The following is a 21,820-nucleotide window of genomic DNA, read 5'->3' on the forward strand; positions in this document are numbered from 1 at the left end:
CGACGACCCGCGGCGACGTGCACGGCGCGTTCGAAGACCATAGACCCGTCCTGTGGGTGAAAATTGCCCCTGACAGGAGGTCTCATGTCTTCCCATTTGGAAGTCTTCACGCCGTCAGGCCGGGAGCTGGTCCCATTGGCCGGCGAGCGGGTGACTCTCGGCAAGGCCTCGACAAATGTGGTGGCGCTCGAACATGACGCCACCGTCTCTCGCCTGCACGCCATTCTCGAGAACCATGGTTCCGCGTGGTCGATACGCGATGTCGGCAGTCGCAACGGCACCTTCGTCAACGGTGAGAAGATCACCGCGGAGCGCGTTCTGCGTTCCGGCGACGAGGTGCGCATCGGCAAGTCACGGGTGGTGTATCTGGAGGCTCGGCAGTCCGGTGTCCCAGTCGAAGAGGCGACGATCGTGCCTGATCCCGCCCAGCTTCCACCGAGGCTGACGCGACGCGAAGTCGACGTCCTCATGGTGTTGTGCCGTCCGTTGGTCTCTGACGACATGTTCCCCGAGCCGGCCTCGGTACGACGGATGGCGGGCGAGCTCTACGTCACCGAGGCCGCCGTCAAACAACACCTGCAGAACCTCTATGACAAGTTCGCCATCCCTGCCGAGGGGGACCGGCGGGTGCGGCTGGCCAACGAGGCACTTCGGCGCGGCGCTGTCACGATTGCGCAGCTGCGCGACAGCGGGAGCACCGAGAACTAGGTGAAGTCGAGCGCCTCGAGGACCGCCACCGGACCCTCGTGGCTCGGCCGGTCCGCGCCGCCAATACAGAACAGGGTTGTGTCGACGGCGGCCACCGCCTGGCCGTGCACCGGCGTGTTGATCGGCGCCTGCGTCGTCCACTTCCCGGTAGAGATGTCGTACATCTCCACCGTGGGAAGTACCCGCGTCGGTTCCTCGCCACCGACGGCGACGATCCGGCCGTCGATGAGACCGGCGCCGTAACTGCCGCGAGGCGTCGGCATGTCAGGCAGTTTTTCCCAGCTTCCGGCTTCCGGGTCGAAACGCTCGAAGGCCGCCGAGTTCTCGTCGGCGCTTAGCGACCGACCGCCGACCGCATACACGTAGACACCGTCCGATACCGCGGCCAAATGCTCACGCGGCGTTGGCATATCGGCGGCCGCTGTCCAGGATTCGCCATCGAAGACCTCGGTCTGGGTGACGAGCTTCTTGTCGTCCTGCCCCCCGATGACCACGAGCTTGTCGTCGACCACCGCCGCCGACGGCGCGGCCCTGGCGTGCTGGAGGCTCGGCAGCTCTTCCCACTTCCCGTTGCGGAAGGCGAACACCTTGTTCGACGCCTCCGCGACGGTCTCGCTGGCACCTCCGATGACGACCACCTCGCCGCGATAGGCCGCCGCTGTTGCGTGATGCAACGCTTCGGGCAGCGGGGGGTGCGTTTCCCAGTCTCCCGTCTTCGGGTCGTAGCTCTCGAAGGTGTCGAGCGTCTCCGCATGACCCAACATGCCGCCCGCGATCCAGATCTTTCCGTCGAGGACTGTCGAGGCCATCATCAGTCTTGCGGTCGGCGCATCCGGTAGCAACCGCCATTCCGCTGCCGGTTGCGGCTTGCGCGGTGCGAGTTTCAGCGCTTCCGCGGATGGCGTGATCTCGTCGTCTGCCGCACCGGTCGACCCGCCGATCGCGTAGACGGTCTTACCCACGGCGGCGACCGCAAGGCCGTGCCGCGCGGTCCCCATATCCGGCAGCGCGGTCCAGGTCGACGTCGTCAGATCAAGCGCTGCAACGCTGTTGAGCGCCTCTCCTGAGGACATGCCACCGACCGCCACCAACCGTGCGTCGGCGATCGCCACACCGAAATCGCTGCGCCCCTCGGGGAGCGCGGGCATGGTCGTCCACTTGTCCGCGATGGGGTCGTACGCCTCGACTGCGGTCAGATCCGAGGTGCCGTTGGTGCCACCGACCGCGTATACGAGCGTGCCGTCGGACGCCGCACCCGACATCTGGCGTGGCGTCGGTATCGGAGCACCAAGCCTCCATCCGGTGCCGTCGTAGATCTCGGTTGTGTTCAGCAGCTTGCCGCTGGCGTCCACGCCGCCGGTGACGACGAGTTGGTCGTCGACCACGGCGGCCGCGGCGGCAGCGCGGGGCTGCAACAGTGGCGGCAACTCCACCCAGCGGCTGTTGACCACGCGCCAGACCTTGTCGGTCGCCACCTTTTGATTCGTGCCGTCGGTGCGCCAACCGCCGAGGACGACCGGGGTGTCCTCCCATGTCACCGCCATTGCGTGCTGCACCGGCACCGGCAGGTCCTCGCCGCCTTTCCAGCTGTCGATGGCGGGGTCGAATCCCTCGTGGGCGCCACTCACCTGGTTACCGGCCCCCATGCCGCCGAAGACCCAGATGGTGCCGTCGGCCTCGGTGGCCGCCACCGCATCACGGGCGACGCGCGCATCCGCGATCGGTCCCCATTCCGGCTGCGCTTCGACGGTCGGTCGGTTCGCGGCAGCTTGCTCTGCGTCGCCGCCCTTGTCGCGCGACGTGAAGATGAAGATGCCGCTGATCACCAAGAGCACCGCTGCCGCCGCGGCGCCGACGGTGATCAGGAGTCTCTTTCGGTCGTGCTTCTCCGGCGTGACCGCAGGCTCGGGATCAGGCTGCGGGCCGGCCTCGGCCGGCGGTGCCGACGGCGGCGGGGGGTCCGGCGGAGTCGGGGGTATCTGCCAGGGCACACTCCCCTGGCTGACGGACGCGGTATGGGCGAACATGTTCGGGTCCAACGGTGGCCCCGAGCCCTGCGTGATCACCGGGGCGCCGGCAACGGATTCCGACACGTCGGCAGGGACAGCGGATCGAGACGCCTCGGTCGGGCCGGGAACCCCTGAGAGCGGGAGCGCTTGGGTTCCGCCCGTCGACTCCAACTCACCGCCGGGCTCGCTGAGCGCCATGGGATCGGCCGTCAACCCGTTGTGACGCTGCGCCAATTGCAGCTCGTGGCCGAAGTCGGCCACCGACATCTGCCGGTCGCCGGGCTCGCGAGACATCGCCTTCTCGATCGCGGCGCACACATCGGTGGGGATTCCGTGCGGCCGCAGATCCGGCACCGGTGTCGACGTTATGCGCAGATAGTGGGCGATCAGATCCTCGTCGGCCTTGCGCTCATGCGGCGGCCCTCCGGCGATCAGCGCGTAGATCGTTGCGCCAAGGGAGTACACGTCGGCCACGACCGTCGGCGGATTGCCTGCGAGGACCTCAGGTGCGGTGTAGGAGAGGGTGCCGGTGAAGAATCCGGTCACCGTCTTGTACCCACCGGCGATGCGCGCAGTCCCGAAGTCACTCAGTTGCGGTTCGCCGTAATCGTTGAAGAGGATGTTCGCGGGTTTGATGTCGCGATGCAAAGTGCCTGTCCGGTGGGCGGTCTCGAGCGCGCCACACAGTTTCACGCCCATGCGCAATGCCTCGGGCCACGCGATCCGGCCCTCACGGCGCAACCGCTCAGCCAGGGAACCCACGGAGTGATACGGCATCACGATGAAAGGCCGACCATTCTCGGTGACGCCGACCTGAAGGATGTTCACGATATTCGGATGGCCGGAAAGCCCTCCCATCGCGAAGCCCTCGCGCAGAAATCGCTCCCGATCCGTGTCGTCGAGGTCGGACGCAAGCACCTTGATGGCAACACTTCGCCCAAGCGACTTCTGGGAGCATCGATAGACGACCCCGCTGCCGCCCCGGCCAACTTCGACGGCGTCTTCGAACCCGGCGGCTGCCAGTTCAGACGCTATCCCGCTCGGCATGTGCCTATCGTCCTCCGGTGAAATGCGGATATTGCTCGAAACGCCGATATTTCCGCCCCACAAAGTACCGAGCAAAGTCACCGCAAGCGCAGTATTTGTCGTGTCCTATGAGTTACAGCTCGTGCTTCTTGGGCACCTACGGGATCAGCAGGAGCGCAGAAGTCACGAGCATGATTACGGCAGTCACGCCATGGACCCCCCAGGCGATCGACTTCGGGCCGCCGTTGCCGAGCACGATGGTCGTGTCGGCGAGCGGAATTATCGTGGCGGCGAGTATCACCCAACCGAGCAGGTGCGTCGCGCTCGCGGCCATCAGTATGAAGAGGAACAGCCCCGATGCAATGTCGCGGACGCCCTTGACACTGAGGTACGCGCGGGTCGCCGGCTGGCCGAGATCCGGTTGCACACCGTAGCCGGCGGCCGCGGCGCGAGGAGCAACGATGAATCGGGCGCCGATGAAGATGATGCCCGCGGCGATGAGTCCCGCGAGCATGTAACCGATGGCTGTGATGGTCACGTCGAGCACTCCTGGGGTTCGTCAGTGAATAGGTGAGAACGAGGTCGGGTCAAGGAGCACCGCCTGAACGTCGACGATCTCGTCGGTATCGAAGCCGGCCATGTCAGCGGCGAACTGTGGGCTGGTCATGATGTGTCGCGTGAGTTCTTGGGGTCAGCGCCTCGCGGGTAGCTGATCAGCGCGACGAGTCGATGGGCGCCGTTGCTTCGTTCGGTCCACACGCCGTGGGTGGCTACCCCAAAAGTCGTGAAGGTTGCCAGGTGGCGGTCCCAGTGAACCGCTGCGTACTGCCGCAGCGCTTCCGCCGATCGCAAGGTGTAAATCCTCAGCTGGAACACCGAATACCGTTCTCCTTCAGGTGACATCGGACGTCTCATAACGCCAGCACGACGCACAGCGCGGCCAGTGCTAGACCTTGCAGCATCGCGCGGGTTCCGATGATTTGGTCCCACTTCGCTTGCAGTGCACGCCCGTTCGATAACACCTGTCCGGCGTCGGCCGCGGCGGTCAGTTGTCGATTGATGGGTGCGCTCACCCGTGCGTAGAGCACGAGCCAGACCAACAGCAGGACCAGCGCGGTGCCCGCCGCGATGGCCTGCGCCCAGTGTGAGGCCACCGCGGCCAGCACCGCACTTGTCGCGGTCGCCACCAGTCCGAGCACTCCGGGCACGGGCATCCTGCGGTCGCCGTATCGATGGACGCTTCCCATGACCGCGATCAGCGCACGGTCGTCGACCAACGCCAAGGCGGGCCGCAGCACGATCGCGCAGAACACGTCGGTGCCGTAAACCGCACCCGTGCCCAGCACCGCGACCAGCGCGGCGGCACGAATGATGAGGTCAAAATCCATGTCGAGAGCCTCTCCGTCTGAGTGCTAGCAACGCTAACCCTGTTCTGGCATCTCGTCAATAGCATCGCTACAGTTTCTAGCGATGCTATAGTTCGGCATGGCCATCGAGGACCGACGTGAGCGCGAGCGCGCCGCGCGCCGACAGCTGATCGTCGCGACTGCCCGCCGGCTGGCGGAGGCCGAAGGCTGGGACGCCGTCACCACGCGACGGCTGTCCACCGAGATCGAATACAGCCAGCCCGTCTTGTACAAGCACTTCGCGGGCATGGAACAAATCGCTGATGCCGTCGCACTCGACGGATTCGATGAACTCGCCAACGCGCTTCGCACGGCCCGCTCCGGCGCCGGCGAGACCAGCGACGCCATGACCCGGATTGCGCACGCCTACCTCGACTTCGCCCGTGACAATCCCGCGGCGTACGACGCGATGTTCACCCGCACGACCACCTTGCCCTTCGGCGCCGAAAACACCCCGCCTCAGCTGACGGCGGCCTTCGCCGAACTGCGCCAAGCGGTCGGGCTCGTCGCTGACGAACAGGAGGCGGACGCCCTCACCGAGGTGCTGTGGGCCGCACTGCACGGTCTGGTCACCCTCGGGCGCACCGGCCGGGTACGCCCCGGCTACGACTCGGAGCGTCTGCAACTACTCGTCCAACAGTTCACCGGCTGACGAGAGGAACTACTCCCACACAACCTCGGACGGCCCTGTCGGGCGCGTGCATCTTTAGCCCAAGCGGGCCGAGAGTAGCCAGGCTCCTATCGACGTGCGACCTTGACCCTCGTCGCGAAGGTCAGAGCCGCCGGCGTCCTTCAGGGAAGCGAGCGCTTCTTCGGGAAGGTTGGCGTGGATCCGGGCGGGTCGGATCTCGTCGACAACCCAGTACGGCGAAACAGCTTCGCGTAGTTCGTCTTCGGAGACGGAGTTCAGGGGTCCGCTGGTCGGCATCGAGGCGCTGTCGAAGACCAATACGAAGTACGACGCCCCCGGGGCTGCGGCCGCGGCGATCGAACGCTGGTAGCCCTCGCGCAACTCGACTGGCATCGAGTGGAACAGCGTGCAGTCCACCACGGTGCCGAAACGACCGTCGTACCCGGTGAAGTCGCTGATGTCGGCCACCTCGAAGCTCGCGGTGGTGAGGCCGAGGCGGGCGGCCTCCGCACGGGCCATGTCGATCGCCGTCGCGGACGTGTCCAGCCCGACGGTGGTGAACCCCCGTCGAGCCAGCTCGAGCGCGGTGAAGGCTTCTCCGCAGCCGGCATCGAGGACCTCACCATGGAACCGGTCCGCTTCTATGAGTGCCGCGATCTCGGGTTGTGGTTCACCGATGCTCCACGGCGGGCGACCGTTGCCGCCCATCCGAATCTGCGCGCCGTCACCGCGATAGGCCGATTCGAACATCTCATCCGTCGGTTGCGTCACGCTTCAACTCTCTTTCGAAACACGCGTAGCGAGTTACAATTTATCTCACTCATCAATTATCTTTACTATTAAGATAATACGGAAGGCGACCGGTGGGGTCAACCAAGCGAGACGTCGAGGACCGATACGAACGCGTCATGCAGCTCACCCAGCGTCTAGTAGCGCAGGCGGAGAAGTTCGGCAGCGCCTTCGTCGACCTGCACCAGATGCACGCCACCGACGTGAACGCCCTGATCCGAGTACGCGTCGGTCGCGAGCAGGGCGAGTCGACGACCGCGGGCTGGCTCGGCGAGTCCCTCGGGCTGACGTCGGGAGCGGTGACCGCAGTGGTCGACCGTCTCGAGCGAGCGGGACACCTCCGACGGGTGCGCGATAAACATGACCGACGACGGGTGATCCTGGAGAACACTCCCGACGGGCAGCGGCTGGTGGACCAGTACTTCGCCCCCATCAGGCGGCAGAGTAGGGAGGTTATGGATCAGTTCACGTCCGCCGAGCTCGACGTCGTCAGCCGCTACCTCGCCGACACGGGGGCAGCCATGGCCGCTCAACGCGAGTTGCTCATTTCCAAGCACCGCCCCGCCTCGCACTCCGATCACTGAACGGTTGCGCACCGGCACAGCGTCTTCGACTGATCAGCTACTCCCAAACAACCTCGGACGGCTCCTTGTCGGGACGCAGACCTCGCCAACTGGGTTGACGCAACCGGCCGTCGGAGGTCCGTTCGCTGTAACGCACTTCGCCCACCAGCTCCGGCCGCACGAAGGTGACGCCTCGGGCGTCGAGCTTGGAAAGACGTGCATTGAAAGGCGATTCGTCGGTTTCCAGCGGCTTGAGGATGCCCTTGAGCTTCGTCAGCTCCTTCTCGGTGAATCCCGTGCCGACCCGTCCCACGAACTGCAGGCCACCGTCAGCCGGGATCCCGAGCATCAACGCGCCGATACCACTGGAGCGGCCGCCCTCACCTTTCCGCCAACCACCGATCACGACTTCCTGGGTGTTCCAGATCTTGTCCTTGATCCACGACGACGACCGTCGCCCCGGCTGATAGGTCGCGTCCCGCTTCTTCGCGACCACACCTTCCCAGCGCTGTTCACGCGCATGCTTCAGCGCCTCGGGACCGTCGCCGGGCAGCAGGTCCGGCACGATCAAGCCGCCACCTTCGGCGAGCGCTTCCAGCAGGCGGCGACGATCGGAGTACTTGGCCTTGAGAAGGGATCGCCCGTCGAGATACAGGATGTCGAACGCCCAGAACTCCACCCGGGTGGATCGCGCGCGGTTCTGCATCTCGCCGAAGCTCGGCACCCCGTGCTCGTCGAGTGCCACAGCTTCACCGTCGAGAATTACCTGGTGATCTGCGAGATCGGCTGCGAGCGCTGCGAATTGCGGATACTCGTCAGTGACGTCGCGGCCACGGCGGGACCGCAGGTTGAGCCGGCCGTGGTTCGCGTCGACCAGCACCCGATAGCCATCCCACTTGCCCTCGAACGCCCATTGCGCCGAGGTCAACTTCGAAATCGAGCCTTCCGTGGCGAGCATCGGCGCCAGATCGCTCGCCTGCGGATTGGCCTGCTCCTTCATGCGGTGCGCCAGCCAGTTCTTGCCGTTCGTCTGGATCAGCGCGTAGCGACCGTCGATCTTTTTGCCGTGCAACGTGATGATGACTTCGCCGCCCTTCTCGGGGCCGTCCGGGGAGTGATCGCGGAATTTCTCGGTCTCGTAAGTGCCGGTATCCCAAATGATCACTTTGCCGCCGCCGTACTCGCCCTTCGGTATCTCGCCCTCGAAGCTGCCGTATTCGAACGGATGGTCCTCTGTATGCACGGCCAGGTGGTTGACCGACGGCGTGTCGGGCAGGTTCTTCGGCACGGCCCAGCTGACGAGCACACCGTTGCGCTCCAGCCGGAAGTCGTAGTGCAGCCGCCGTGCGTGGTGTTCCTGGATGACGAAGAAGTCGTCGTTGCCCGCGGTCGGCGCGACGTTGGGGACCGGCTCGGGTGTCTTGCCGGCATCGCGCATGCTGCGGTAGGTGGTCAGCGCATCCGCCGCTGGTGCGTCGGCATCCATCTCAGCCAGCAGGTCACCGTGTTTGGCCACCCGTTCGAGCACCTCGTCGAATCGCAGGTGCTTCAACTTCGGGTCGTCGATCTCATCCCAGGTTCGGGGCGCGGCAACGGTCGGATGTTCGCGTCCGCGAAGGGAATACGGCGCGATTGTCGTCTTAGCCGCGCTGTTCTGGCTCCAGTCGAGGAACACCTTGCCGGTGCGCAGGCTCTTCGTCATGGTCGCGGTGACCTGCTTGGGCATTGTCTGTTCCAGCTGCTGCGCCACCCGTTTCGCGAGCACCGACGCACCTCGTGAACTGATCGGCTCGGCCAGCGGTACATACAGATGCAGTCCCTTGCTGCCGCTGGTGAGTGGAAAGGTCGTCAGTCCGATGTCGGCGATGAGATCGCGAACCTCATGAGCCACCTTGCACAGCTGCCGGAACGTCACGCCTTCGCCGGGATCGAGGTCGAACACGATGCGAGTGGCGAGCCCCGGCGTCTGCTCGGCGCCTTCCTCTCTGGTCCAGGTGCTGACGAATCGCCATTGCGGCACGTGCACTTCCAACGACGCCTGCTGCGCAATCCACGCCAGCCCCTCGGCGCTGTTGATGATCGGATACGTGGTGGTGCCCGACTTGTGAGTGATCGAACCCCGCTCGAGCCAGTCCGGGGCCGAGGAGGCGAGCTGTTTCTCGAAGAATGCGGGCTCGTCGACGCCGTTTGGCCAGCGTTTACGGGTCACCGCCCGACCTGCGATGTGCGGCACCATCGCCTCGGCCACGTTGATGTAGTAGTCGAAGACCTCGGCCTTGGTGGTCCCCGTAGCCGGGTACAGCACCTTGTCGGGGTTGGTCAGCTTCACCCGACCGAACTGATCCACCACACCAAGGTATTACCCGCGGTAGCGTCGGACTATGAGAAGAATCTTTGCGGCGTGCCTGCTTGCAGGGGCAGCCATCGTCTTCTCGGCCCCGCAGGCCGGCGCAGACCCTGAAGATCTTGTGCCCTACTGTTCCGGCGACCAGACGCCGATGGACAACAACTGCCGACCGATGGCCCATCAGGAGGCCACCCACGGAAGTGGAAGCGGCCTCAGCCCGAACCTGCCGAGCGGCCTGGACCCGGCCAACCCTGCGGTGGTCGGCTAACGCAGATCACTGGGATGGCTCAAGAGTGCACACAGGGTCGGTGATTCGCGACGCGAACAGCCCTGGGCGCAATCTTCGCACCTGCGCATCTACTCATCGTCGAACGCCAGCACTTCGAACGGCTCGGTGGGCGTTTCGGCGATCGCCATCTTCGCCGCGGAATCGGTGGGGATGACGCCACGGGCCAACGCCGCGAGTGCCTTGTTCGTGCCGACGTCGTGGCCCGCCTGCTCGCTCAACAGCCACCGCACCTCGAGCAGGTCGCAGTACGCCTGGATCGGAGTGCCCTTCCGGTTGACGACGTCGTGTGCGAGGCGCTCGTAGGGGGTCAGCACCTCGATAACCCACAGCCGCGCCGCCGTGGACTCGTCTACATCGTGGCCGGCTTCCCGGCACAGCTGCGCCTGGTAGGCCAGCAGGTCGCCAAGCAATATCTGGGCCTGCCCCTCGCCCACGTCCAGTCCGGTGAGCTCCTGCAGTCGCTGCGCGTGGTATCGCCGATCACCAACGGCTACATGAAGTTTCAGGTCGCCCGACTCGATCGGCTGCAGCGACACCTCGTCGACCGCGAACCCAAGCTCGTTCAGGCGACGGACGGTCCCCTCGACGCGATAGCGGTCGGTGAAGCCGAAGACGGGCTCGGCGTGCAGCGTGTCCCAGAGCGTCTCGTACCGGGTTCTGGTCTGCTCCACCTCTGCGATCAACACATCTTCCAGGGCGGTTCGCCCGAGGCGTTCGGCGAGGTCGACCATTCCCATTGCGACGTTCTCGACCATGATGTCGAGGTCGTGCTCGCGCTGACCCCGGCTCAGAGCGGGGTGCACCTCCGAGGTCTCGGCGTCGACGAGCCACGCCTGAAGGATCTGGCCGTCACGGGAGAACAGCGTGTTGGCCAGCGAGCAGTCACCCCAGAACACACCGTGCCGGTGCAGCTCAACCAACAAGCCGGCCATCCCGTCCAGCAGCCGGGCCCGGTGTTTGGGTTGATCCGGCGGCAGCCGCATGAACAGCCGGCGGTACTGCCAGGACCCCTCTAGATATCGGGTGACCAGAATCGCGGTGTCGAATTCGGGCTGCACCACCACACCGGCGGGACGCACCGCGGGCAGGCCCATCTCTTCGAGCCGCCGCAGGACGTCGTACTCCTTGGCCGCGATTCGAGGCGGCATGTCCTTGACCGCCCACAGTGCGTCGTCGGCGTCGACGAACTTCACCAGGTGACGGCTGGGTCCCACCGCGATGTCGCGCAATGGGACGTCGGGAACCGTCCATTCGCGCAGCGGCCGGTCCCACGGGAGCGCCAGCAGACCCGGATTTGTTGTCCGGAGCCGGAACTCCGGCGCACGCATGCTCAGTTGATGCGCTCGCCGGATTCCGGACGGAACAGATGCACCGCGCCTTCGGGGTTCTTGCGCAGTCGAACCGTGTCGGCCAGCTTCGGCGCGGTGCGCGGGTTGCACCGCGCGACCAGTTCCACGCCCGAACCTGCGTGGGTGTACACGTACGCCTCACTGCCGAGATCCTCGACTAGGTCGACCACGACCTCGACGCCATCGGAGTCGGAGATCTCGAGCTGCTCGGGCCGGATACCGAAGGTGACCTCCGATAGGCCCGCGTCGCTCAGCTTGGTCAGATCGTCACGCTCGAGTTGCAGCGTCGAATCGCCGATCTTGACGCCGTCGGCGGCGACGGACAGGTCCACCAGATTCATCGCCGGCGATCCGATGAATCCCGCGACGAAGGCGTTGGCCGGCCGGTCGTATAGCTCGTTGGGCGAGGCGAACTGCTGCAGCTTCCCGAACCGCAGAACGGCCACCCGGTCGCCCATTGTCATCGCCTCGACCTGGTCGTGCGTGACATAGACGGTGGTGGTGCCGAGACGCCGTTGCAGCGCCGCGATTTGGGTGCGGGTCTGCACGCGCAGCTTCGCGTCGAGGTTCGAAAGTGGCTCGTCCATACAGAACACCTGTGGCTCGCGGACGATGGCGCGCCCCATCGCCACGCGCTGACGCTGTCCACCGGACAGCTTGGCGGGCTTGCGATCCAGGAACTCGGTGAGGTCGAGGATCTTGGCCGCATCTTCAACCTTCTTGCGGCGCTCGTCGGCGGACACGCCGCGCAGCTTCAACGCGAAACCCATGTTCTCGGCGACGGTCTTGTTCGGATACAGCGCGTAGTTCTGAAATACCATCGCGATGTCGCGGTCCTTGGACGGCACGCCGACCATGTTCTTGCCGCCGATTTCGATGGTGCCCTCGTCGATGTCCTCGAGGCCGGCGAGCATGCGCAGCGCCGTGCTCTTTCCGGATCCCGACGGACCCACCAGGACAACGAATTCACCGTCGGTGATGTCGAGATTGAGCGAATCGACCGCGAGCTTGTCCGAGCCCTCGTAGATGCAGGTGGCGTTGGTGTAGGTGATGGATGCCATTGGTGTTCTCCGTGTTTTGTCGGGGTTTCGGGGGTTACTTGATCGCGCCGAACGAAAGTCCGCGCACCAGCTTGTTCTGTGCGAACCACCCGCACAGGATCACGGGAAGTGCCGCCATGGTTGCGGCCGCCGACAGCACGGCCCAGTACTGACCCTCACCGGCGATGAAGCCGACGAGGTACACCGGCATCGTCTGAGCGTTCACCGCGGTCAGGTTGACCGCGAAGAAAAACTCGTTCCAGGCGAAGATGACGCAGATCAGCGCCGTGGCTGCGATACCGGGTGACACCAACGGGAGGATCACCTCGCGTACCGACCGCCACAGGCTGGCGCCGTCGAGACTGGCCGCTTCGAGCAGTTCCGCTGGCACCTCGAGGAAGAACGACCGCATCATCCACACCGCGATCGGTAGGTTCATCGAGGTGTAAAGAATGACCAACGCCCAGATGTTGTCCAGCAGACCGATGTTGGACACGATCACATACAACGGAAGGATCGCCGCGACGATCGGCAGCATCTTGGTGCTCATGAAGAAGAACAACGCGTCCTGCGTCTTGCGCACCGGCCGCAACGACAACGCGAAGGCCGCGGGAGTGCCGAGGAGCAGCACCAGAAGCGTCGAAATGACGGTGGCCCAAACGGAGTTCAGCATGGCGGGCCCGATGCCTTGATCGAACACCTTCCCGTACTGATCCAGCGTGGGCGTGAAGAACAGGGTTGGCGGGCTGGTTGCCGCGTCACCTTCCTGCTTGAAGGATGTCAACACCATCCAGAACACCGGGAAGAAGAACCCCAGCCCGACCAACCAGGCCACCGCACCCCACGCGTCGAACTTCCTGGCCTTCTTCTTCGACGACTGCGCGGGAGCATCTGTCGCCGAAACAGTTTCAGCAGTGGTGGTCATCAGGCCGCCTCTTCCTTGCCGGAGAATGATTTGAAGATCAACCGGAGCGCGAAGCTCGCGATGAAGATCGTGAAGATCACCACCACCACGCCCATGGCCGCCGCCTGGCCCATGTCAAAGCCGAGGAACGCCCGCTGGTAGATGTAGAACGGCAGGTTCGCGCTCGCGATGCCCGGCCCGCCCTGCGTCATCATGTAGATGGCGTCGAACGTGTTCACCAGGTAGACCGCACCGAGCACCACGCCCAATTCGATGAAGCGCCGAAGGTGGGGCAGCGTCAACTCGCGGAAGAGTTGTATCGCGCCCGCACCGTCGACTCGACCGGCCTCCAGGATGTCGCGAGGCATCGACTGGAGGCCGGCGAGGATCAGCAGCATCATGAACGGTGTCCACTGCCAGATCAGTTCGACCATGACCATGGTGAGTGGGAACTGGCCGATCCAGTCCACCGGACCGATGCCGACCAGCGACAGCACCCAGTTGAGGATGCCGTTCGTCGGATCGAGGATCGTGGTTTTCCAGATCAGCGCCGCCGCAACGGGTGTGACAAGAAACGGCGTGATCAGCAGTGTCCGGACGACGCCCCGGCCCAAGAATGCGCGGTCCAGCAGCAGCGCAATCAGCAGGCCGAGAAATGCCGAAACCAGCACGACACCGACGATGAGGATGACGGTGTTCAGGCCCACCCGCCAGAACTGGCTGTCCTTCGCGACGGCAATGTAGTTGCTCAGTCCCACGAACTGACGCGAGCCCGGCCGCACCAGGTTCCACGACAGCGTCGAGTAGTACAGCGTGAACAGGAACGGGATCTGGGTGACCACGATCATGAAGATCAGCGCGGGGAGTAGCGGGCCGCGTCGGCGCCAGCCTTCGGCGCGACTCACCCCGGCGCCCTGCGCCTCCCGGATCTTGCGGACCCGTTCGGCCACGGCGCCCTCGCTAGCGTCAGCCCTGGTATCAGCGGTAACGGTCATCACTTCTCCTGATATGTGCGGCCGACGACCTCGGCGTATTCCTGTGCTTGGGAGAGCGCTTCGTCCACCGTCTTCTGTCCGGCGATCGCTGCGCTGATCTGCTGGCTCACCCGAGTACCGAGGTCCTGAAACTCCGGGATACCGACGAACTGCACGCCGGTGTACGGAACCGGCTGCACCGTGGGCTCGTTCGGGCTCGCGTTCTCGATCGACCGAAGCGTCAGCGGCCCGTAGGACTCGGAGATCGCCTCATACTCAGGAAGATCGGTATAGGTCGACGTCCGACTGCCCGGTGGGACGCGGGCCCATCCCAGCTGCTCGCCGACCAGCTTCATGTAGTCCTTGCTGGTCATCCAGGAGATGAACTTCCACGCGCCCTCAGGATTCTTGGCGTGTTTCGGGATTCCCAGCGCCCAGGTGTAGAGCCACCCCGAGTCCGGCTTCTCGACGATCGGCGCCGGTAGATAGCCGATCTTGCCGACCAGGTCCGGGTAGGTCTTGGGGTCCTCCAGCACCGAGACGGCCGACGTCGCGTCGTACCACATGGCCGTCTGCCCCTGACCGAACAGGTTGGCGCACTCCTGGAATCCCGTTGACGAGGCGCCCAGTTCGCCGGCCTCGTTGATGAGGTCGACGTAGAAGTTGACGGCCTCGCTCACCTCGGGGCTGTTGAGTTGGGCGTTCCACTGCTCGTCGTACCAGCGACCGCCGAATGTGTTGATAACGGTGTCAAGCGGTGCCAGCACCTCACCCCAGCCCGGCTTGCCGCGCAGGCAGATTCCCGCTCGGTCGTCGGTCTTGAGCTTCTTCGCCCATTCGGCAACCTCTTGCCATTGCGGCTGGTAATTCGGATCCTGATTGACCTGGATACCGGCCTGTTCGAAGAGGTCCTTGCGGTACATCAGGAAGGATGACTCACCGTAGAACGGGACGGCATACATGTTGCCCTCATACGACAGCGAGTCGCGCAGCGACGGTATGAAGTCGTTCTCGTCGTATCCCGGTGTGTTCTTCGCGAACTCCGAAAGGTTCATCAGCCAACCATCTTTCGCCCACTGCGGCGTTTCGAAATTGCTGATCATCACGACGTCGAACTCGCTGCCGCCCATCGCTGACGACATGGTGATCTTGGCGCGCGCCTGGTTCTCCGACAGCGTGATGAACTTCAGCTTCGTGCCGGGATTCTCCTTCTCGAACTCGGTCGACAACTTCTGCGCGTCGGTCATCTGCGAGTTGGACACCAGCGCGATGGTCACCTGATTGTCTGAAGCGCCGAGGCTGCCCGCACCGGAACAGCCCACCGCCGTCAGAGTCAGGCCCGCCACGGCCGCCAATGCGGCACATCGCTTGAGCGCTTTCACCATCACTTCACCTTTCACTGCATCATTTCTGGGCCAGCAGCCAACGAGCACAATCGATGTCGCAAACCAGCAACCTGGCCAAGTTTCCGCGGAGCGCGCCAAGCGTGGCGGGATATTTTGTTGCGCCACTGGAGATCAGGATCGTCTTCTGGCAGCCGCGGATGTCCTCGAGTGGCACGGAGACCGCGCGCTGCTGAAGTTCGGTGTCGACGGGAGCGCCCTCCGCGTCAAAGAATCGGCCCCCGATCTCACCCACCGCTCCCAGCGAGATCAGCTCGTCGAGCATGCGGATGTCGAGAAAACTGCCTTCGAACAGAGTCGTTGAAGTCGATACGGCGCCGACGCCGAACAGCATGATATCGGCCCGTCTGCCCGCATCGAGTGTCCGCGACATCACCGAGTCGCTGCGCATCGAGGCTACGGTCGATGGGTCGGCGTAGAGCGGGGCGGGCAAGCGGATCGTGCTGGCACGCAACATATCTGCGCACCGGCTGAGGATAAGCTCCGTGCCGGTCTGGTACGCCGCGGTGGACATGGCGCCGTCCAGCTGCACCACGACCCGACAGCTCGCCACGCCCGGCACCAGCGCCGTGGCCACCGCGACCTGCTCAGGGCCCCAGGTGAATCCGAGGACATCCTCGGGCTCGAGCCGGCGCATCAACAGTGCGGCCGCGGCGCGACCCACGCTCGCGAACGCTGCCGGCCGTCCGGGCGAGCCGACGTCGATGCCGTGCCCGGCCACCACCGCTTCGGTCAGGCCGAACCGGCGTTCGAGCTCACGCTCCTCATCGGCGTGCAGATCGTCACGCATATCGGGCGGCACAACGACCTCGATGCGCACCAGTCCCCTGGCCTTTGCCCGTGCCACCAATCGCCCCGCGGTGGGCCGCGAGACACCGAGACGCGTGGCGATCTCGGCCTGGGTCAGACCGTCGAGGTAGTACAGCGTGGCTGCCCGCAGCGCGAGTCGAAGGTCCTCAGGCGTCGAGGCACGGCTCTGCGCCGGTGCCCCGGCCACCTTGCCGTTCGACGTCGATGCGGTCACGAATGCCGCCTCACTTCCCCTCAATCGGTGAGCATTTGCTCACAGATGCGTGTAGATGCTCATCACGCTAACATGGTGAGTGTGACGCACACAACACTTTCGCCCGATACCCGAATGCGGGCCGCCGTACTCGTCGAGCAGGGCCGGATCGAAATGGAGCAGCGGCCGGTGCCGACACCGCAGCACGGTGACGTGCTGATACGGGTCTCGTCAGTGGGTGTCTGTGGCTCAGATACGCACTATTACCGGCATGGGCGGTTGGGCGGCTTCGTCGTGGAGGCGCCCCTGGTCCTCGGACACGAGGCGGCGGGCACCATCGTCAGCGTTGGCGAATCAGTCGACCCGTCCCGTATCGGCCAGCGGGTGTCGATCGAACCGCAGCGGCCCGACCCCGACAGCGCCGAGACGCGCCGCGGCCACTACAACCTGTGTCCGCATATGCGCTTCTTCGCCACCCCGCCGGTCGACGGCGCGCTCTGCGATTACGTGACCATCGGCGCGGACTTCGCGCACCCGGTGCCCGACGCAATGTCCGACGACGCGGCGGCACTCTGCGAACCGCTCTCCGTCGGCATCGCCGCGATCCGCAAGGCCGAACTCGACGGCAGATCGCGGGTGCTCATCGCGGGCGCCGGCCCCATCGGCATCGTGGTGACTCAGCTCGCCAGGGCCTATGGTGCGACGGAGATCGTCGTCAGCGATCCGGACGCGACCCGCCGCGACCGCGCCCTGGCCTTCGGCGCCACCGCAGCCGTCGACCCCACCTCCGGCGACACCGACGATCTCGCGGTCGACGCGTTCATCGATGCGTCCGGTGCCACAGCGGCCGTCGCTGCCGGCATTCGCGCGGTGTGTCCGGCGGGCAGGGTGGTCCTGGTCGGTTCTGGCGCCGAAACGATGGAGTTGCCCACACAGCTGATCCAGAATCGTGAGCTGGTGCTGACGGGCGTGTTCCGGTACGCCAACACCTGGCCGACGGCGATCGCACTGGTGGAATCCGGACGCGTCGACCTCGACGCCATGGTGACGGCCCGCTTCCCGCTGGAGAAGGTCGCCGATGCCCTGGACTCAGACCGGATCCCGGGTAGCGTCAAGTCGGTGGTGACCGTGTCATGACATTCAGCAGGCCAAGCTACGATCGCAGCGAAATCAGCATCGGCATAGTGCATTTCGGGGTCGGCGGCTTCCACCGCGCCCATCAGGCGATGTACCTCGACCGTCTCCTTGAGATGGGCCTCGCGAAAGACTGGGGCATCTGCGGAGTCGGGGTGATGGCGGCCGATCGCAAGATGGCCGAGGTGATGGCCGCCCAAGACGGGCTCTACACGCTGTTGCTCGAGAATCCCGACGGCACTCGCGACGCGCGGGTAATCGGATCGATCGTCGACTATCGCTACGCGCCCGACGATCCCGAATCGGTGATCGAACTGCTGGCCGCGCCGAGCACCCGCATCATCTCGCTGACCATCACCGAGGGTGGGTACAACATCGACGGGGCGGGACCCGAAAGCGTGTTCGGTCTCGTCGCTGCGGCGCTTGCCCGTCGACGCGAGCGCGGCATCGCGTCGCCGACGATCGTCTCCTGCGACAACATCGAGGGCAACGGCGATGTCGCCCGCCACGCGTTCACCACCTACGCCGAGCGCGTTCACCCCGGCCTTGGCGACTGGATGCGCGCACACACGAAGTTCCCGAATTCGATGGTGGACCGCATCACGCCCGTCACCACGCCCGAGGTCGTCGCCGTCGTGGAAAACGAGTTCGGCGTTGACGATCGGTGGCCGGTGGTCGCCGAACCGTTCACGTCGTGGGTGCTCGAGGACGATTTCTCCGATGGCCGCCCGCCGTTGGAGAAGGTCGATGTGCTCATGGTCGACGATGTCACACCCTACGAGTTGATGAAGCTGCGCTTGCTCAACGCCAGTCACCAGAGTCTGTGCTACTTCGCGTATCTGGCGGGGTATCGGCTTGTGCACGATGCCGCCGGTGACCCGTTGTTCGCCGAGTTCCTGATGTCGTACATGGACACCGAGGCCACCCCGACGCTGAAGCCCGTGCCCGGTATCGACCTGCCGGACTACAAGCACACGCTGATCGAGCGGTTCGCCAATCCGGGTGTCAAGGACACAATTGCACGCCTGTGCTTCGGCTCATCGGATCGCATCCCGAAATGGCTGCTCCCGGTCATCAGAGAGAACTTGAAAACCGGTGCACCCGTGCAACTGTCGGCCGCCACCGTCGCCAGCTGGGCGCGTTACACCGAGGGTGTCGACGAACAGGGCGAGCCCATCGACGTGCAGGACCAGTTGGCCGACACCCTGGTGCCGCTGGCGAAGTCACAACTCGAGAACCCGACAGCATTCATCGAGAACACCGAGGTGTTCGGTCACCTGGCGAGCGATACCCGCTTCGTCGAGGCCTATCTATGGGCGCTCGACTCACTGCACCGCGACGGCGCGCGCGCGACGCTTCAGGCGTTGCTTCGGAAGGACACGTGATGAGAGCGCTGGTGATCGGCGAGGCGCTGATCGACATCGTCGAACGAGGTGGTCAGGTCACCGGTGAACACGTCGGCGGCAGTCCGCTCAACGTGGCTGTCGGGCTGGCCCGGTTGGGACGAGGGGTCGACTTCCTCACCCACATCGCCGAGGACGATCGTGGCCGTCGCATCGTCGAGTACGTGGAAAGCTCTGGAGTGCAACTCGTTCCGGGGAGCACAACCGCCGATCGCACGCCCACCGCGCTTGCCACACTCGACGACAACGGCTCGGCGCAGTATGAGTTCGACATCGACTGGCAGCTGTCGGGAACACCGGAGGTCACACCACCACTGGTCGCGCATACCGGCTCCATCGCGACGTGGCTCGAACCAGGCTGCCGGGCCACGGCCGCGCTGCTGGACGCGTATCACCCGTCGGCGACCATCACGTTCGATCCCAATGTGCGCCCGGCGCTGATCGAGGACGGTGACGCCGCGCGGGGCCGCATCGACCGGCTCCTCGAGAAGTGCGACGTGGTCAAGGCCAGCGACGAGGACATGCGCTGGATCGATCCGAATCGGTCGGCCAAGCAGATCGCGCGGACCTGGCTGAGCCTTGGCCCGTCGATCGTCGCGGTGACCATGGGCGAGCGTGGCGCATTCGCGATGTGCGAGGCAGGCACGGCGCGGATCGCGGCGTTGCCGGTGGACGTCGTGGACACCGTCGGCGCAGGCGACTCGTTCATGACCGGCCTGATCGACGCGCTGTGGGAGTTGAACCTGCTGGGCGCCGAGCGGCGTCACGACCTGCGCCGTATCGGGCTGGACGCCCTCAATTCGGTGGTGCGGACGGCCGCGCTCTCGTCGGCGCTGACCGTCGGCCGTGCGGGCGCTGACCTGCCCGATCGCGCAACACGGGACGCCGCCGCGGCGAGCTCCGGCCCGCAGTTGTCCCAGCCCGGCTAACCTGGCGTTATGCGTTCTATTTGGAAGGGTTCAATCGCCTTCGGCCTGGTGAACGTCCCGGTCAAGGTCTACAGCGCAACCGAAGATCACGATGTCAAGTTCCACCAGGTGCACGAGAAGGACAACGGGCGCATCCGGTACAAGCGGGTATGCGAGGTGTGCGGCGAGGTCGTCGAGTTCCGCGATATCGCCAAGGCCTATGAATCCGACGACGGTCAGACGGTCATCATCACCGACGACGACATCTCGACATTGCCCGAGGAACGCAGCCGTGAGATCGAGGTGCTGGAGTTCGTTCCCGCCAGCGAGATCGATCCGATGATGTACGACAAGAGCTACTTCCTCGAACCCGAGGGCAAGTCATCGAAATCGTATGTGCTGCTGGCCAAGACGCTGATGGACACCGATCGGGTCGCGATCGTGCACTTCGCGCTGCGCAACAAGACCCGACTTGCCGCATTGCGCGTCCAGGACTTTTCCAAACGCGACGTCATGGTCATCCAGACGCTGCTGTGGCCCGATGAGATCCGCGATCCCGACTTCCCCTCGCTCGATACGAAAGTCGACATCAAGCCCGCCGAGCTCAAGATGGCGAGCCAGGTCGTCGAGTCGATGACCGACGACTTCAACCCCGACCGCTACCACGACGACTACCAGGAACAGCTGCACGAGCTGATCGCGGCGAAACTCGAAGGCGGCGAGGCGTTTACCACCGAGGAGCAGCCGAAGGAGCTCGACGAGACCGAGGACGTCTCGGATCTGCTCGCGAAGCTGGAGGCCAGCGTCAAGGCGCGCCGCGAAGGTGGTGGCGGTTCAGACAAGCCGGCCAAGAAAGCGGCGGCCAAGAAGGCGCCTGCCAAGAAAGCCGCGAAGAAGGCCCCCGCCAAGAAGGCAGCGAAGAAAGCCGCCGCCAAGAAATAGGGGGTGCGTCCTGTCCGCGCCGCCGCGCACACTGCGGTTAACCGGTCCGGTGGGTATATGCGCTTGGTGCCAAGCTAGGCGCGGCTTGTCGGAGACGTTGCTCCCCCGGCCGACCAAATTAGAACGTGTTTCAGAAAGCGCTTACCGCCGCTGCCTAGTATTGCTAAGGTCCGCTCGGGCGACGGAAGGAAGCAATCGTGATTCTGGACAGATTTCGGCTGGACGACCAAGTCGCGGTGGTGACAGGCGCGGGACGCGGCCTCGGCGCCGCGATGGCCCTGGCATTCGCGGAAGCCGGTGCGGACGTGGTCATTGCGGCCCGCACGCAGTCGCAACTCGAAGAGGTCGCTGAGCAGGTCAAGGCTGTCGGCCGCAAGGCTCACATCGTGGTTGCCGACCTCGCACACCCCGAGGACACGGCCAAGCTCGCCGGTGAGGCTGTCGAGGCCTTCGGCAAACTAGACATCGTCGTGAACAACGTCGGCGGCACCATGCCCAACACGCTGTTGACCACCTCCACCAAGGACCTGCGCGACGCATTCACCTTCAACGTCGCCACCGCGCATGCACTCACCACCGCCGCCGTGCCGTTGATGCTCGAGCATTCAGGCGGCGGCAGCATCATCAACATCACCTCGACGATGGGTCGCGAAGCCGGCCGCGGTTTCGCCGCGTACGGCACCGCCAAGGCTGCGCTCGCCCACTACACCCGGCTCACCGCATTGGATCTCTGCCCGCGGATCCGGGTCAACGCGATCGCCCCCGGATCGATTCTCACCTCGGCGCTCGACGTGGTGGCCTCCAACGACGAACTGCGCGAACCGATGGAGAAGGTCACGCCCATGCGCAGACTGGGCGAGCCCGAAGACATCGCCGCCGCCGCCGTGTACCTCGCCTCCCCCGCCGGGTCCTACCTGACCGGCAAGACACTCGAGGTCGACGGCGGCCTCACCTTCCCGAACCTCGACCTGCCCATCCCGGATCTGTGAGGA

At 65.0% G+C, this 21,820-nt stretch carries 20 protein-coding genes; 9 read left to right on the forward strand and 11 right to left on the reverse strand.

Annotated features, from left to right (window positions below):
- Window positions 1-84: 84 nt before the first annotated feature.
- Entirely contained in the window at window positions 85-708 is a 624-nt protein-coding gene (locus tag CSQ99_RS08050; RefSeq protein ID WP_099038542.1) for an FHA domain-containing protein, read from the forward strand.
- Here the strand turns inward: CSQ99_RS08050 and CSQ99_RS08055 are convergent.
- The 3 genes from CSQ99_RS08055 to CSQ99_RS08070 all read right to left on the reverse strand — a co-directional run bounded on the left by CSQ99_RS08055 (window position 705) and on the right by CSQ99_RS08070 (window position 5,131).
- On the reverse strand, window positions 705-3,764 hold the full coding sequence (locus CSQ99_RS08055; protein WP_099038543.1) for a serine/threonine-protein kinase: 3,060 nt from the start codon (window positions 3,762-3,764) through the stop codon (window positions 705-707). The genes CSQ99_RS08050 and CSQ99_RS08055 overlap by 4 nt on opposite strands.
- A 136-nt stretch (window positions 3,765-3,900) precedes the next feature.
- Window positions 3,901-4,281 carry a DUF4267 domain-containing protein gene (locus CSQ99_RS08060; RefSeq protein ID WP_099038654.1) on the reverse strand — a complete coding sequence of 127 codons (381 nt, stop codon included), beginning with the start codon at window positions 4,279-4,281 and terminating at the stop codon, window positions 3,901-3,903.
- A 373-nt stretch (window positions 4,282-4,654) separates the two neighbouring features.
- Window positions 4,655-5,131: a DUF1772 domain-containing protein gene (locus tag CSQ99_RS08070; protein WP_099038544.1), complete on the reverse strand. Its 477-nt coding sequence runs from the start codon at window positions 5,129-5,131 to the stop codon at window positions 4,655-4,657.
- A 97-nt stretch (window positions 5,132-5,228) separates the two neighbouring features.
- On the opposite strand from CSQ99_RS08070, the gene CSQ99_RS08075 reads away from it, so the two are divergent.
- Window positions 5,229-5,801, forward strand: a complete 573-nt coding sequence (locus CSQ99_RS08075; protein ID WP_099038545.1) for a TetR/AcrR family transcriptional regulator — start codon at window positions 5,229-5,231, stop codon at window positions 5,799-5,801.
- 54 nt (window positions 5,802-5,855) lie between these two features.
- Here CSQ99_RS08075 and CSQ99_RS08080 read toward each other — a convergent pair whose 3' ends face one another.
- Window positions 5,856-6,551, reverse strand: coding sequence for a class I SAM-dependent methyltransferase (locus tag CSQ99_RS08080; protein ID WP_218014583.1), 696 nt, complete (start codon window positions 6,549-6,551; stop codon window positions 5,856-5,858).
- Between the two features lie 92 nt (window positions 6,552-6,643).
- On the opposite strand from CSQ99_RS08080, the gene CSQ99_RS31150 reads away from it, so the two are divergent.
- Window positions 6,644-7,153, forward strand: a complete 510-nt coding sequence (locus CSQ99_RS31150; protein WP_099038546.1) for a MarR family winged helix-turn-helix transcriptional regulator — start codon at window positions 6,644-6,646, stop codon at window positions 7,151-7,153.
- 37 nt (window positions 7,154-7,190) lie between these two features.
- On the opposite strand, the gene CSQ99_RS08090 is transcribed toward CSQ99_RS31150, so the two are convergent.
- On the reverse strand, window positions 7,191-9,482 hold the full coding sequence (locus tag CSQ99_RS08090; protein ID WP_099038547.1) for an ATP-dependent DNA ligase: 2,292 nt from the start codon (window positions 9,480-9,482) through the stop codon (window positions 7,191-7,193).
- A 31-nt stretch (window positions 9,483-9,513) separates the two neighbouring features.
- Here CSQ99_RS08090 and CSQ99_RS08095 point away from each other — a divergent pair, with 31 nt between their 5' ends.
- A complete protein-coding gene (locus CSQ99_RS08095) occupies window positions 9,514-9,747 on the forward strand; it encodes a hypothetical protein (RefSeq protein ID WP_099038548.1) in 234 nt (77 codons plus the stop codon).
- 89 nt (window positions 9,748-9,836) lie between these two features.
- Here CSQ99_RS08095 and CSQ99_RS08100 read toward each other — a convergent pair whose 3' ends face one another.
- From CSQ99_RS08100 to CSQ99_RS08125, 6 genes are read right to left on the reverse strand one after another with little or no spacing between them, the layout of a single operon-like run.
- Entirely contained in the window at window positions 9,837-11,096 is a 1,260-nt protein-coding gene (locus CSQ99_RS08100; RefSeq protein ID WP_099038549.1) for a DUF4032 domain-containing protein, read from the reverse strand.
- A gap of 2 nt (window positions 11,097-11,098) precedes the next feature.
- Window positions 11,099-12,178 carry an ABC transporter ATP-binding protein gene (locus tag CSQ99_RS08105; protein ID WP_099038550.1) on the reverse strand — a complete coding sequence of 360 codons (1,080 nt, stop codon included), beginning with the start codon at window positions 12,176-12,178 and terminating at the stop codon, window positions 11,099-11,101.
- Window positions 12,179-12,212: 34 nt separating this feature from the next.
- Window positions 12,213-13,082 (reverse strand): carbohydrate ABC transporter permease, encoded by an 870-nt coding sequence (locus CSQ99_RS08110; protein WP_099038551.1) that lies wholly within the window; start codon window positions 13,080-13,082, stop codon window positions 12,213-12,215.
- On the reverse strand, window positions 13,082-14,056 hold the full coding sequence (locus tag CSQ99_RS08115) for a carbohydrate ABC transporter permease (RefSeq protein WP_099038552.1): 975 nt from the start codon (window positions 14,054-14,056) through the stop codon (window positions 13,082-13,084). Before CSQ99_RS08115 ends, CSQ99_RS08110 begins: the two co-directional genes overlap by 1 nt.
- A complete protein-coding gene (locus CSQ99_RS08120) occupies window positions 14,056-15,420 on the reverse strand; it encodes an ABC transporter substrate-binding protein (RefSeq protein ID WP_099038656.1) in 1,365 nt (454 codons plus the stop codon). The genes CSQ99_RS08115 and CSQ99_RS08120 overlap by 1 nt, the downstream gene beginning before the upstream one ends.
- Before the next feature lie 19 nt (window positions 15,421-15,439).
- Window positions 15,440-16,462 carry a sugar-binding transcriptional regulator gene (locus CSQ99_RS08125; RefSeq protein ID WP_425437794.1) on the reverse strand — a complete coding sequence of 341 codons (1,023 nt, stop codon included), beginning with the start codon at window positions 16,460-16,462 and terminating at the stop codon, window positions 15,440-15,442.
- A gap of 114 nt (window positions 16,463-16,576) precedes the next feature.
- On the opposite strand from CSQ99_RS08125, the gene CSQ99_RS08130 reads away from it, so the two are divergent.
- From CSQ99_RS08130 to CSQ99_RS08150, 5 genes are all read left to right on the forward strand, one after another.
- The gene (locus CSQ99_RS08130) at window positions 16,577-17,578 is read left to right on the forward strand and encodes an NAD(P)-dependent alcohol dehydrogenase (RefSeq protein WP_099038553.1); all 1,002 of its coding nucleotides are present in this window, start codon (window positions 16,577-16,579) and stop codon (window positions 17,576-17,578) included.
- Window positions 17,575-18,960 (forward strand): mannitol dehydrogenase family protein, encoded by a 1,386-nt coding sequence (locus CSQ99_RS08135; RefSeq protein ID WP_099038554.1) that lies wholly within the window; start codon window positions 17,575-17,577, stop codon window positions 18,958-18,960. The genes CSQ99_RS08130 and CSQ99_RS08135 overlap by 4 nt, the downstream gene beginning before the upstream one ends.
- Window positions 18,960-19,907, forward strand: coding sequence for a carbohydrate kinase family protein (locus CSQ99_RS08140; RefSeq protein WP_099038555.1), 948 nt, complete (start codon window positions 18,960-18,962; stop codon window positions 19,905-19,907). Before CSQ99_RS08135 ends, CSQ99_RS08140 begins: the two co-directional genes overlap by 1 nt.
- A 9-nt stretch (window positions 19,908-19,916) precedes the next feature.
- On the forward strand, window positions 19,917-20,828 hold the full coding sequence (gene ku, locus CSQ99_RS08145) for a non-homologous end joining protein Ku (RefSeq protein ID WP_099038556.1): 912 nt from the start codon (window positions 19,917-19,919) through the stop codon (window positions 20,826-20,828).
- A 197-nt stretch (window positions 20,829-21,025) separates the two neighbouring features.
- A complete protein-coding gene (locus CSQ99_RS08150; RefSeq protein ID WP_099038557.1) occupies window positions 21,026-21,817 on the forward strand; it encodes an SDR family oxidoreductase in 792 nt (263 codons plus the stop codon).
- Window positions 21,818-21,820 lie beyond the last annotated feature (3 nt).

The organism is Mycobacterium neglectum (genome assembly GCF_002591975.1).
Classification (GTDB): domain Bacteria; phylum Actinomycetota; class Actinomycetes; order Mycobacteriales; family Mycobacteriaceae; genus Mycobacterium; species Mycobacterium neglectum.

Coding starts and splice junctions, on each gene's coding strand:
- CSQ99_RS08050 (WP_099038542.1), top strand. CDS start 85: ATGTCTTCCCATTTGGAAGTCTTCACGCCGTCAGGCCGGGAGCTGGTC.
- CSQ99_RS08055 (WP_099038543.1), bottom strand. CDS start 3,764: ATGCCGAGCGGGATAGCGTCTGAACTGGCAGCCGCCGGGTTCGAAGAC.
- CSQ99_RS08070 (WP_099038544.1), bottom strand. CDS start 5,131: ATGGATTTTGACCTCATCATTCGTGCCGCCGCGCTGGTCGCGGTGCTG.
- CSQ99_RS08075 (WP_099038545.1), top strand. CDS start 5,229: ATGGCCATCGAGGACCGACGTGAGCGCGAGCGCGCCGCGCGCCGACAG.
- CSQ99_RS08095 (WP_099038548.1), top strand. CDS start 9,514: ATGAGAAGAATCTTTGCGGCGTGCCTGCTTGCAGGGGCAGCCATCGTC.
- CSQ99_RS08100 (WP_099038549.1), bottom strand. CDS start 11,096: ATGCGTGCGCCGGAGTTCCGGCTCCGGACAACAAATCCGGGTCTGCTG.
- CSQ99_RS08105 (WP_099038550.1), bottom strand. CDS start 12,178: ATGGCATCCATCACCTACACCAACGCCACCTGCATCTACGAGGGCTCG.
- CSQ99_RS08110 (WP_099038551.1), bottom strand. CDS start 13,082: ATGACCACCACTGCTGAAACTGTTTCGGCGACAGATGCTCCCGCGCAG.
- CSQ99_RS08115 (WP_099038552.1), bottom strand. CDS start 14,056: ATGACCGTTACCGCTGATACCAGGGCTGACGCTAGCGAGGGCGCCGTG.
- CSQ99_RS08120 (WP_099038656.1), bottom strand. CDS start 15,420: ATGGTGAAAGCGCTCAAGCGATGTGCCGCATTGGCGGCCGTGGCGGGC.
- CSQ99_RS08130 (WP_099038553.1), top strand. CDS start 16,577: ATGCGGGCCGCCGTACTCGTCGAGCAGGGCCGGATCGAAATGGAGCAG.
- CSQ99_RS08135 (WP_099038554.1), top strand. CDS start 17,575: ATGACATTCAGCAGGCCAAGCTACGATCGCAGCGAAATCAGCATCGGC.
- CSQ99_RS08140 (WP_099038555.1), top strand. CDS start 18,960: ATGAGAGCGCTGGTGATCGGCGAGGCGCTGATCGACATCGTCGAACGA.
- ku (WP_099038556.1), top strand. CDS start 19,917: ATGCGTTCTATTTGGAAGGGTTCAATCGCCTTCGGCCTGGTGAACGTC.